A 12,179-nucleotide genomic window follows, 5' to 3' on the forward strand; every position below is an offset into this window, starting at 1 on the left:
GTTATACTACCTGAAAGCGGCGGCGGGAGGGGAATGTTACCGCGCCGGCCTGGTGCGGTGGTAAAGTGGGGGTCTGCATGGCGAAGAGGAAAAACGATGGCGCGTTGGCTGTTGATCGGAGTGGGCTGGCTGGCGGTGGTGCTGGCGACGCTCGGCGTGGTGCTGCCGCTGCTGCCGACGACGCCGTTCCTGCTGCTGGCGGCCTGGTGTTTCGCGCGCTCTTCGCCGCGGTTTCACCACTGGCTGCTGTATCGCTCATGGTGCGGCGGCTATCTGCGCCACTGGCAGCAGCATAAGGCGCTGCCGCCCGGCGCCAAATGGAAGGCGATGCTGCTGAGCACGCTGACCTTCGCCGTGTCGATCTGGCTGGTGAAGATCGTCTGGCTGCGCGTGATGCTGTTGCTGATGCTGCTCGCGCTGCTGATTTTTATGTGGCGTCTGCCGGTTGTTGATCTGCCACAAGAAAAGCGGCGCTGAACGCCGTTTATGATAGACAGAATTGACGGGCGTCGGCCGGCCAAAAGTAAGGGACGGTTGCATTTGTGCGCCAGTTTGCATAAATTTGAGCGTTTTCGTGCGCGGGCTACCTCCTTATTATCCTTTTTTCAGGGCATCCTCCCTTCGAGGCGCCCCGGATTTCAGGCGTCCCGCGTTCCAGTTTTAAGCAGTTTTATCAGGCAATAATTATGACCGCTACTGCGCAGCAGCTTCAGTTTATTAAAGACAGTATCAAAACCATTCCGGATTACCCGAAGCCGGGCATACTGTTCCGTGACGTCACCAGCCTGTTGGAGAACCCACTGGCTTATGCTTCCAGCATCGAACTGCTGGTTGAGCGTTATCGCGATGCGGGCATCACCAAAGTGGTTGGTACCGAAGCGCGTGGTTTCCTGTTCGGCGCGCCGGTGGCGCTGGCGTTGGGCGTGGGCTTTGTGCCGGTGCGTAAACCGGGCAAGCTGCCGCGTGCGACGCTGAGCGAAAGCTATGAGCTGGAGTACGGCACCGACCAGCTGGAAATCCACACCGACGCCATCGAAGCCGGTGACGTCGTGCTGGTGGTGGACGACCTGCTGGCGACCGGCGGCACCATTGAGGCCACCGCCAAGCTGATCCGCCGCCTGGGCGGCGAAGTCAAAGACGCGGCGTTCATCATCAACCTGCCGGATCTCGGCGGCGAAGCGCGGCTGAATACGCTGGGCATCGACTGCTACAGCCTGGTGAACTTCGCCGGCCACTGATTGACGGCGGTTGCCCGCCCGGCATGTTGCCCGCCGTCGCAGGCTTACGCGCGGCGGTCTGACGATGCAATGCGTATATCGGCCTCGCGGATTGACGCGGGGCTGTGTTAGCATGACCCTCCAGATTACTCGACTTCTCCGGTATTAATGAGCTATCAGGTTCTTGCCCGTAAGTGGCGCCCTCAAACGTTTGCAGATGTTGTCGGACAAGAGCATGTCCTGACGGCGCTGGCTAACGGCCTCTCGCTGGGGCGGATTCATCACGCCTATCTGTTCTCAGGCACGCGCGGCGTGGGTAAAACCACTATCGCCCGCCTGCTGGCCAAAGGCCTGAACTGTGAAACCGGCATCACCGCCACGCCGTGCGGCCAATGCGATAACTGCCGCGAGATTGAGCAGGGGCGTTTTGTCGACCTGATTGAAATCGACGCCGCCTCGCGCACCAAGGTGGAGGACACCCGCGATCTGCTGGATAACGTCCAGTACGCGCCGGCGCGCGGCCGCTTCAAGGTCTATCTGATCGATGAAGTGCATATGCTGTCGCGTCACAGCTTCAATGCGCTGCTGAAAACGCTGGAAGAGCCGCCGGAGCACGTCAAATTCCTGCTGGCGACCACCGATCCGCAAAAATTGCCGGTGACCATTCTGTCGCGCTGCCTGCAATTCCATCTGAAAGCCCTGGACGTCGAACAGATCCGCCTCCAGCTGGAGACGGTGCTGCAGGCCGAGAGCATCACCAGCGACGCGCGCGCGCTGCAACTGCTGGCGCGCGCCGCCGACGGCAGCATGCGCGATGCCCTGAGCCTGACCGATCAGGCGATCGCCATGGGCCAGGGGCAGGTTACCGCCGCCACCGTCAGCCAGATGCTCGGCACGCTTGACGACGAACAGCCGCTGGCGATCCTTGAGGCGCTGGTGACCGGCGACGGTGAAAAAGTGATGGCGCAGGTGGCGCAGGCCGCTTCGCGCGGCGTCGACTGGGAAAACCTGCTGGTGGAGACCCTGGCGCTGCTGCACCGCATTGCCATGGTGCAGCTGCTGCCGTCGGTGCTGGATAACCAGTACGCGGCGATCGAGCAGCGGCTGCGCGAGCTGGCCCGCACGCTGCCGCCGACCGACGTACAGCTGTATTACCAGACGCTGCTGATCGGCCGTAAAGAGCTGGCCTACGCGCCGGATCGCCGCATGGGCGTTGAAATGACGCTGCTGCGCGCGCTGGCGTTTCACCCCAAGGCGCTGATTCCGGAGCCGGTCGCCAGTGCGCCGGCGGCGGTACAGGCGCCGCAGGTTCAGCAGCAGCCACCTATGCAGGATGCGCCGCCGCCGTTGGGCAGCAGCGCGCCGCCGCCGCGCGCGGCGGGAACGTCATTACCGGATGCCACCGCGCAGTTATTGAAAGCGCGCACCCAGTTGCAGCGGCAACAGGGGGCATCCACCGCAAAAAAGAGTGAGCCGGCGGCGCCAGGAAGAGCGCGGCCGGCAAACTCAGCGCTGGAGCGATTAGCTTCCGTGACTGAGCGCAGCCAGCAGCGTCAGGCGGAAAAGATCGTGCAGCAAAAACCGGCCAAGCCGGAAGCTTACCGCTGGCGTGCGCAAACCGAACCGGAAGCCGCGCCCGAACCGGTCGCGACGCCGAAGGCGCTGCGCACCGCGCTGGAGCATGAAAAAACGCCCGAACTGTCGGCTAAACTGGTGGCAGAGTCGATCGAACGCGACGCATGGGCGGCGGAGATCGACCAGCTTAAAATTCCCAAACTGGTGCAGCAGCTGGCGTTAAACGCCTTTAAAGAGCAGCCGGCGCCAGGAAAAATTTGTCTTCACCTGCGGCCGGCGCAGCGCCATCTGAATTCGCCTTCGGCGCAGAAGGCGCTCAGCGAGGCGCTCAGCGAGCTGCACGGCGGCCCGGTTGAGCTGACGGTGGTGGAAGACGAAAACCCGGCGGAGCGTACTCCGCTGGAATGGCGGCAAGCCATTTATGAAGAAAAACTGGCGCAGGCGCGCCAGTCGATCGTTGCGGACGCCAATATTCAGACGCTGCGTCGTTTCTTTGACGCGGAGCTGGATGAAGACAGCGTTCGCCCCCTTTAATCGCTGCGCACCCTGCGCGGCCCATTGCACGAGAGACGACTATGTTTGGTAAAGGCGGTCTGGGCAACCTGATGAAGCAAGCCCAGCAAATGCAGGAAAAAATGCAGCAGATGCAGGAAGAAGTCGCCAAATTGGAAGTGACTGGCGAATCCGGCGCTGGCCTGGTGAAAGTGACGATTAACGGGGCGCACAACTGCCGTCGCGTGGAAATCGATCCTAGCCTGATGGAAGACGACAAAGAGATGCTGGAAGACTTGATCGCCGCCGCGTTCAATGACGCCGCGCGTCGTATCGAAGAAACGCAGAAAGAGAAAATGGCCTCGGTCTCCAGCGGTATGCAACTGCCGCCTGGCTTTAAGATGCCATTCTGATGCAAACCAGTCCGCTGCTGGAGTCATTGATGGAAGCGTTGCGCTGCCTGCCGGGCGTTGGCCCGAAGTCGGCGCAGCGTATGGCGTTCCAACTGCTGCAACGGGATCGCAGCGGCGGTATGCGTTTGGCGCAGGCGCTGACCCGCGCCATGTCGGAAATCGGCCATTGCGCCGATTGCCGCACCTTTACCGAGCAAGACGTCTGCACCATTTGCGCCAATCCGCGCCGTCAGCAAAACGGCCAGATTTGCGTGGTGGAGAGCCCGGCGGATATCCATGCCATTGAGCAGACCGGCCAGTTCGCCGGCCGCTACTTTGTGCTGATGGGGCATCTGTCGCCGCTGGACGGCATCGGCCCGGCCGATATCGGCCTCGACCGGCTGGAGCAGCGGCTTGAGCAGGAGGAGATCGCCGAGGTGATCCTGGCGACCAACCCGACGGTTGAAGGTGAAGCCACCGCCAACTACATCGCGGAAATGTGCGGCCAGTACGGCGTGCTGGCCAGCCGCATCGCCCACGGGGTGCCGGTTGGCGGCGAGCTGGAAATGGTCGACGGCACCACGCTGTCGCACTCGCTGGCCGGGCGTCACGCCATCAAATTCTGACGTTTGCCGTTCACGGGATGCCGCGCGCATCCCGTTTCAGGATAAAAACTTCCCGCCACCCGCTTGAAAAACCACGCACTTATCCCCATCTGATCCTCATCGTTCGTTTTGGTACCAATTGTCTTTGAGGTAATCGATGAGTATGAAAGGCCAAGAAACCCGCGGATTTCAGTCTGAAGTCAAACAGCTGCTGCATTTGATGATTCATTCGCTGTATTCCAACAAAGAAATTTTTCTGCGCGAGCTGATTTCCAACGCCTCCGACGCCGCGGATAAGCTGCGTTTCCGCGCGCTGTCCGCGCCGGAACTCTATGCGGGCGACGGCGACCTGCGCGTTCGTCTGTCTTTCGACAAAGACAAGCGTACGCTGACCATCTCAGATAACGGCATCGGCATGAGCCGCGACGAGGTGATCGAAAACCTCGGCACCATCGCCAAATCCGGCACCAAGGCGTTTCTGGAGTCCATCGGCTCCGACCAGGCGAAAGACAGCCAGCTGATCGGTCAGTTCGGCGTGGGCTTCTACTCGGCGTTTATCGTTGCCGATAAAGTCACCGTACGTACCCGCGCTGCGGGCGCCGCCGCCGATGAAGGCGTGTTCTGGGAGTCGGTCGGCGAAGGCGACTACACCATTGCCGATATCAGCAAAGAAGATCGTGGCACCGAGATCACTCTGCACCTGCGTGAAGGTGAAGATGAATATCTGGACGCCTGGCGTCTGCGTTCGGTGATCGGCAAATACTCCGATCACATCGCACTGCCGGTCGAGATTGAAACCAAAAACGAAGAAGACGACACCGTCACCTGGGAGAAGGTCAACAAGGCCCAGGCGCTGTGGACCCGCAGCAAGTCGGACGTGACCGACGACGAGTACAAAGAGTTCTACAAGCACATCGCCCATGACTTCAGCGATCCGCTGAGCTGGAGCCACAACCGGGTGGAAGGCAAGCAGGAGTACACCAGCCTGCTGTATATTCCGGCGCAGGCGCCGTGGGATATGTGGAACCGCGACCACAAGCACGGGCTGAAGCTGTACGTGCAGCGCGTGTTTATCATGGACGACGCCGAGCAGTTTATGCCGAATTACCTGCGCTTCGTGCGCGGCCTGATCGACTCCAACGATCTGCCGCTCAACGTCTCGCGTGAGATTCTGCAGGACAGCCGCGTGACCCAGAACCTGCGCAGCGCGCTGACCAAACGCGTGCTGCAGATGCTGGAAAAACTGGCCAAAGACGATGCCGAAGCCTACCAGAAGTTCTGGCAGCAGTTCGGTCTGGTGCTGAAAGAAGGCCCGGCGGAAGACGCCAACAACAAAGACGCCGTCGCCAAGCTGCTGCGTTTTGCCTCGACCCACGGCGACAGTTCGGCGCAGACCGTGTCGCTGGAAGAGTACATCAGCCGCATGGGCGAAGGGCAGGAGAAGATCTACTACATCACCGCCGACAGCTATGCCGCGGCCAACAGCAGCCCGCATCTGGAGCTGTTCCGCAAGAAAGGCATCGAAGTACTGCTGCTGTCCGACCGCATCGACGAGTGGATGATGAGCTACCTGACCGAGTTCGATGGTAAGGTGTTCCAGTCGGTCAGCAAGGCGGATGAGGCGCTGGAGAAGCTGGCGGATGAAACCGAAGAGCAGAAAGAAGCGGAAAAACAGCTGGAGCCGTTTATCGACCGCGTGAAAACGCTGCTGGGCGAGCGGGTGAAGGACGTGCGCCTGACGCACCGCCTGACCGATACGCCGGCGATCGTCACCACCGATGCGGATGAAATGAGCACCCAGATGGCGAAACTGTTCGCCGCTGCGGGCCAGCAGGCGCCGGAAGTGAAGTATATTTTCGAGCTGAATCCGGAACATGCGTTGGTGAAACGCGCATCCGACGTGGGCGATAACGAACAATTCGCCGAGTGGATCGATTTGCTGCTGGATCAGGCGCTGCTGGCCGAGCGCGGCACGCTGGAAGATCCGAACCTGTTTATCCGTCGGATGAACAAACTGCTGTCAGTATAATTCTGATTTATGCCTTAACGCTCCAGGGCCGTAGCGCATCGCGCTGCGGCCCTGTCTTTACGGCCTCTGGCGACGGCGGTCAGCGCTTGGCGCATCGTTTGACAGCCGGCGTAAGCCGTTAATTTTTATGCCGTTGGCTGTTTATTGTACGCAAGCGATTTCCCGCTGCGCCTTGAGCCGCCCCCCGCTAAAATGGTATGGTTGAGCGTTTTCGCAATTTTAATATAAAAACTTATACCCGATAGATTCCGGCCGCGGGCCAGGGATACAAGGGGATACATAGCAAGGGGATTTACGCAATGCGTATCATTCTGCTGGGCGCTCCGGGCGCTGGTAAAGGTACTCAGGCTCAATTCATCATGGAGAAATTTGGCATTCCGCAAATCTCCACCGGTGATATGTTGCGCGCAGCTGTGAAAGCTGGCACTGAACTGGGCAAGCAGGCGAAAGAAATTATGGATGCCGGCAAGCTGGTCACCGACGAGCTGGTTATCGCTCTGGTGAAAGAGCGCATCGCCCAGGAAGATTGCCGTAACGGCTTCCTGCTGGACGGTTTCCCACGCACCATCCCGCAGGCTGACGCAATGAAAGAAGCCGGCATCAAGGTGGATTACGTGCTGGAGTTCGACGTGCCGGACGAACTGATCGTCGATCGCATCGTTGGCCGCCGCGTGCACGCGCCGTCCGGCCGCGTGTATCACGTAAAATTCAATCCGCCGCAGGTGGAAGGTAAAGACGACGTGACCGGCGAAGCGCTGACCACGCGTAAAGACGACCAGGAAGAAACCGTGCGCAAACGTCTGGTGGAGTACCATCAGCTGACCGCGCCGCTGGTGTCTTACTACCGTAAAGAAGCCGACGCGGGTAATACCCAGTACCACAAAATCGACGGTACCCGTCAGGTTAACGAAGTCAGCGCCGAACTGGCGTCCATCCTGAGCTGATCGCGCTTCGTTGATAGATAACGCCGGCTGATGTCCGGCGTTTTTTTTTGCCTTTTTTTCTTATGAAATGTGATCCGCCTGGCTTTGTGCTCGGACTGATGTTTAATTCCCCGCGGCGAATAACGTATAACAGCCCACACTTCAGTTTTCAGGAAGAAGCGCATGCTAAGACCGACCAATTTCTTGGAAGAATCCACCGCTCGCCAGATCGTCCAGCGCGCGATGGGCATTATTGCCTACTCGGTGAATGTGATGGACAACAACGGCGTCATTATCGCTTCCGGCGACGCCTCGCGCCTGTTTCAGCGCCACGAAGGCGCGGTGCTGGCGCTGACGGAGAACCGGGTGGTGGAGATTGACGTCGCCACCGCCGCCCATCTGAAAGGTGTGCAGCCTGGCATCAACCTGCCGTTCTGTTTTCGCAATCAGCGGGTGGGGGTGATCGGTATTTCCGGCGATCCGGCGCAGGTGCGCAACTATGCAGAGCTGGTCAAAATGGCGGCTGAGCTGATGGTCGAACAGGCGGCGCTGCTCGACCAGCATCAGTGGGAGAAACGCTACCGCGAAGAGCTAGCCAACCAGCTGCTGCAGAGGACGGGAGACCGGGCGGCGCTGGAGGCGATGGCCGCTTACCTGGGGCTGGATCTGCTGCAGCCGCGCATCGTATGGATTATTGAGCTGCACGATCGCCAGCCGCACCTGCTGCGTGAACTGCTCAATGAGCTGGAGAGCAGCCAGCGCGACACGCTAATCGCCATGACCGGCCTTAACGAGCTGGTGCTGCTGCGTCCCGCCAGCTGGCTGCAGGGCGCCTGGAGCCAGAAACTGGAGCGCAAACAGGCGCAGGCGCTGCAGGCCCGGCTGCAGCAGCGCTTCTCCGTGCGGCTGATCGTCGGCGGCTATTTTGCCGGCGAAGAGGGGGTGTTCCGCTCCGGGCTGACGGCCCGCGCCACGCAGGCGATGGCGCGGCGGCTGAAGCTGCGCCACAAGTCGCTGTTCTATGATGACTATCCGCTGCCGGCGCTGCTGTGCGACATGTGTGAGGACTGGCGCGCGCTGGAGCTGAGCAAACCCTGGCGCGTTCTGAGCGAGCAGGATGACAAAGGGGTGCTGCGCCACACCCTGCGGCAATATTTTTCGCGGAACTGTGATCAGACGCAGACTGCGCTGCAGCTGCATATTCACGTCAATACGCTGCGCTATCGCCTGCAGCGTATCGAAGCCATTACCGGCTTAAAAATCAACGCATTGACGACGACGCTGCAGCTCTATATCGGCATGCTGCTCAACGAGTGAATTGTGTAAACCCACAAGTCGCCGGCGTTTTGACCGCTGATTTTTTGTTGTTTCCTCTCAAGTTAACCGTCCCGGCGCGGCATATGTTGGCCTGACACCAACAACGGGGAATAACAACAATGACAACGGTATCCACTTTGGGCGCACTGGTGGCGTTAGTCGTCGCCATCGTCTTGATTCTACGCAAGGTTCCACCCGCATACGGCATGATTGCCGGCGCTCTGGCCGGCGGGCTGTGCGGCGGCGCCGATCTGGTCGAAACCGTCACGCTGATGATCGGCGGCGCGCAGGGCATCACTAATGCGGTGATGCGTATTCTGGCGGCCGGCGTACTGGCGGGCGTGCTGATCGAATCCGGGGCGGCGCACACCATTGCCGAAACCATCGTGCGTAAAGTCGGGGAAACCCGCGCGCTGCTGGCGCTGGCGGTGGCTACACTGATCCTGACGGCGGTCGGCGTATTTATCGACGTGGCGGTGATCACCGTAGCGCCGATCGCGCTGTCGATTGCGCATAAGGCCGGGATCTCGCGGGTGGCGATCCTGCTGGCGATGATCGGCGGCGGTAAGGCCGGCAACGTGATGTCGCCGAACCCGAACACTATCGCCGCCGCGGATAATTTTCATCAGCCGCTGACCTCGGTGATGATGGCGGGCATCGTACCCGGCCTGTGCGGGCTGCTGGTGGCGTATCTGCTGGCCAAACGTCTGAGCAACCGAGGCAGCATGGTGCTGGCGGAAGAATTGACGGCGCAGAGTGAAGGCGCGCGCCCGGGATTCTGGGCCGCCCTCAGCGCGCCGCTGATCGCCATTTTGCTGCTGTCGCTGCGGCCGCTCGCCGGTATTGCCATCGATCCGCTGATCGCTCTGCCGGTGGGCGGCCTGGCCGGCGCGCTGCTGATGGGGCGCATCCGCCAGTGCAATCAGTTTATGGTGTCCGGCCTGAGCCGTATGGCGCCGGTGGCGATCATGCTGCTGGGTACGGGCACGCTGGCCGGCATTATCGCCAACTCGCAGCTGAAGGACGCATTGATTAACACGCTGACGCATACCGGGCTGCCGGCCTGGCTGCTGGCGCCGCTGTCGGGGGCGCTGATGTCGATGGCGACCGCTTCGACCACCGCCGGCACCGCCGTCGCCTCCGGCGTCTTCAGCAATACGCTGCTGGAGCTGGGAGTCAGCGGTCTGGCGGGCGCGGCCATGATTCATGCCGGCGCCACCGTGCTGGACCATCTGCCGCACGGCAGCTTTTTCCACGCCACCGGCGGCAGCGTCAATATGTCGGTGCATGAACGCCTGAAGCTGTTGCCGTATGAAACGCTGGTGGGCTTCACCATTGCGGCGGTTTCCGCGCTGATGTTTGGCGTATTTAATCTGGCAGGATAAGGAATTGACGATGAAAACGCTGAAGAAAGTGGTGATAGCGCCGGATTCATTCAAGGAGAGCCTGAGCGCGCTGGAGGTGGCGACGGCGATTGAGCGCGGATTCCGCCAGATTTATCCGGATGCCCGCTATGTGAAACTGCCGATGGCCGACGGCGGCGAAGGCACCGTTGACGCCATGGTGGCTGCGACGGACGGGCAAATCGTCAACGTTGCCGTCACTGGACCGCTGGGCCAGCCGGTAGAGGCGTTTTACGGGCTGCTGGGCGACGGTAAAACGGCGGTGATCGAGATGGCGGCGGCGTCGGGCCTGCATCTGGCGGCCGGTGAGCGTCGCGATCCGCGCATAACCACCAGTTTTGGCACCGGGGAGCTGATTCTGGCGGCGCTCGACCGTGGCGTCAGCGCGATTATTTTAGGCATCGGCGGCAGCGCCACCAACGACGGCGGCGCGGGCATGATGCAGGCGTTGGGGGTTAAGCTGCTGGATCGGCAGGGGCAGCCGCTGCCGCCCGGCGGCGCGGCGCTGGCGGATCTGGCGCGGCTTGAGCTTGACGCGCTGGATGCGCGCCTGCGTCGGGTGACGATCACCGTCGCCTGCGATGTGGATAACCCGCTGTGCGGCGCACAGGGCGCCTCGGCGGTGTTTGGCCCGCAGAAGGGGGCAACGCCGCAGATGGTGGAACAGTTGGATCGGGCGCTGCGCCACTATGGCGAACTGCTGGAGCGGGTAACCGGCCGCGCGGTGATTAACGCGCCCGGCGCCGGCGCGGCGGGCGGCATGGGCGCCGCGCTGCTGGGCATGCTGAACGCCGAGCTGCGGCCGGGGGTTGAGATCGTGGTGGAAACGCTGCGGCTGGAGGCGGCGCTGCAGGATGCCGACCTGGTGATCACCGGCGAAGGGCGGCTCGACAGCCAGTCGATCCACGGTAAAACGCCGATCGGCGTTGCGCGCGTCGCCAAGCGCCATCAGCGCCCGGTGATTGCCATTGCCGGCAGCCTGACGCGCGACTATCAGGTGGTGCATCAGCACGGCATCGACGCGGCGTTCTCGGTGTTGGATCGGCTGGTGACGCTGGAGGAGGCGCTGACGGACGCGGCGCGCAACCTCGAAGTCACGGCGCGCAACGTCGCCGCGGTGTGGCAACTGGCCGAACGGTAATGCCTGTTGCTGATATCGGTTTCGGCCATCGGCTTTTCCGTTACAATACGGCCTTATTTATTCACGGCCGCAGCGCATCGGCGAGACAGGCCGAGCGTAACGGCAATGAGAGGCGCTGAAATGACGCAAGAAAAACATGGGGTGTTGCTGGTCAATTTAGGCACGCCGGAGGCCCCGACGTCCGCGGCGGTAAAACGCTACCTGAAAGAGTTCCTCAGCGACCCGCGCGTCGTGGATACCTCGCCGCTGATTTGGAAGCCGATTCTCAACGGCGCGATCCTGCCGATCCGGTCGCCGCGCGTCGCCAAGCTGTATCAGTCGATCTGGATGGAAGAAGGCTCGCCGCTGCTGGTGTACAGCCGCCGGCAGCAGCGGGCGCTGGCCGCCAGCATGCCATCGGTGCCGGTGGAGCTGGGCATGAGCTACGGCGCGCCGAGCCTGAACGACGCCATCGACAAGCTGCTGGCGCAGGGGGTCACGCAGTTGGTGGTGCTGCCGTTGTACCCGCAATACTCCTGCTCCACCAGCGCCGCGGTCTGGGACGGCGTGGCGCGCGTGCTGCGCGGCTACCGCCGGCTGCCGTCGATCCGTTTTATCAGCGACTATGCTGAACATCCGGCCTATATTGCCGCGCTGCAGCAGAGCGTTGAGCGCGCTTTCGCCGAACATGGCCAGCCGGACCGTCTGGTGCTGTCGTTCCACGGCATTCCCAAGCGCTACGCGCAGACCGGAGATGACTATCCGCAGCGCTGCGAAGACACCCGCCGCGCGCTGGCCGCTATGTTGCCGCTGCCGGCGGAGCGCGTTATGCTGACCTACCAGTCGCGCTTCGGCCGCGAGCCTTGGCTGACGCCGTATACCGATGAAACGCTGAAATCACTGCCGGCGCAGGGCGTGAAGCATATTCAGTTAATCTGCCCCGGCTTCTCGGCGGATTGTCTGGAAACGCTGGAAGAGATTAAAGAGCAGAACCGGGAAATCTTCCTGCAGGCCGGCGGGGAAAAATTCGAGTACATCTCCGCACTTAATGACGATCCGGCCCATATCGAGATGATGCGCCAGCTGGTGACGCAGTCGTTCTGATC

11 protein-coding genes and 1 other annotated feature are annotated in these 12,179 nt (G+C 61.5%); all 11 genes read left to right on the forward strand.

All coding sequences use genetic code 11. The features are described from left to right. Nucleotides 1–96 precede the first annotated feature (96 nt). The 11 genes from D781_RS05030 to hemH all read left to right on the forward strand — a co-directional run bounded on the left by D781_RS05030 (nt 97) and on the right by hemH (nt 12,177). A complete protein-coding gene (locus D781_RS05030) occupies nt 97–477 on the forward strand; it encodes a DUF454 family protein (protein ID WP_015671234.1) in 381 nt (126 codons plus the stop codon). A 209-nt stretch (nt 478–686) separates the two neighbouring features. Beyond that, nucleotides 687–1,238 (forward strand): adenine phosphoribosyltransferase, encoded by a 552-nt coding sequence (gene apt, locus D781_RS05035; protein WP_015671235.1) that lies wholly within the window; start codon nt 687–689, stop codon nt 1,236–1,238. Between the two features lie 147 nt (nt 1,239–1,385). Continuing rightward, complete coding sequence (gene dnaX / locus D781_RS05040) at nt 1,386–3,326, forward strand: DNA polymerase III subunit gamma/tau (RefSeq protein ID WP_015671236.1); 1,941 nt, start codon at nt 1,386–1,388, stop codon at nt 3,324–3,326. Continuing rightward, nucleotides 2,659–2,723 (forward strand) — a sequence feature (DnaX frameshifting element). (Overlaps the previous gene by 65 nt.) 41 nt (nt 3,327–3,367) lie before the next feature. Beyond that, complete coding sequence (locus D781_RS05045; protein ID WP_004940264.1) at nt 3,368–3,697, forward strand: YbaB/EbfC family nucleoid-associated protein; 330 nt, start codon at nt 3,368–3,370, stop codon at nt 3,695–3,697. Beyond that, nucleotides 3,697–4,302 (forward strand): recombination mediator RecR, encoded by a 606-nt coding sequence (gene recR / locus D781_RS05050; RefSeq protein WP_015671237.1) that lies wholly within the window; start codon nt 3,697–3,699, stop codon nt 4,300–4,302. Before D781_RS05045 ends, recR begins: the two co-directional genes overlap by 1 nt. 142 nt (nt 4,303–4,444) lie before the next feature. Next, nucleotides 4,445–6,310, forward strand: a complete 1,866-nt coding sequence (gene htpG, locus D781_RS05055; RefSeq protein WP_041411723.1) for a molecular chaperone HtpG — start codon at nt 4,445–4,447, stop codon at nt 6,308–6,310. Between the two features lie 299 nt (nt 6,311–6,609). Continuing rightward, complete coding sequence (gene adk / locus D781_RS05060) at nt 6,610–7,254, forward strand: adenylate kinase (RefSeq protein WP_015671239.1); 645 nt, start codon at nt 6,610–6,612, stop codon at nt 7,252–7,254. Between the two features lie 162 nt (nt 7,255–7,416). Further along, a complete protein-coding gene (locus D781_RS05065; RefSeq protein ID WP_015671240.1) occupies nt 7,417–8,550 on the forward strand; it encodes a sugar diacid recognition domain-containing protein in 1,134 nt (377 codons plus the stop codon). Nucleotides 8,551–8,669: 119 nt separating this feature from the next. Continuing rightward, complete coding sequence (locus D781_RS05070) at nt 8,670–9,935, forward strand: SLC13 family permease (protein ID WP_015671241.1); 1,266 nt, start codon at nt 8,670–8,672, stop codon at nt 9,933–9,935. A gap of 10 nt (nt 9,936–9,945) precedes the next feature. Beyond that, entirely contained in the window at nt 9,946–11,094 is a 1,149-nt protein-coding gene (locus D781_RS05075) for a glycerate kinase (RefSeq protein WP_015671242.1), read from the forward strand. A gap of 120 nt (nt 11,095–11,214) precedes the next feature. Further along, entirely contained in the window at nt 11,215–12,177 is a 963-nt protein-coding gene (hemH, locus tag D781_RS05080; protein WP_015671243.1) for a ferrochelatase, read from the forward strand. Nucleotides 12,178–12,179 lie beyond the last annotated feature (2 nt).

The sequence above is a fragment of the Serratia sp. FGI94 genome (assembly GCF_000330865.1).
Classification (GTDB): Bacteria; Pseudomonadota; Gammaproteobacteria; order Enterobacterales; family Enterobacteriaceae; genus Serratia_B; species Serratia_B rubidaea.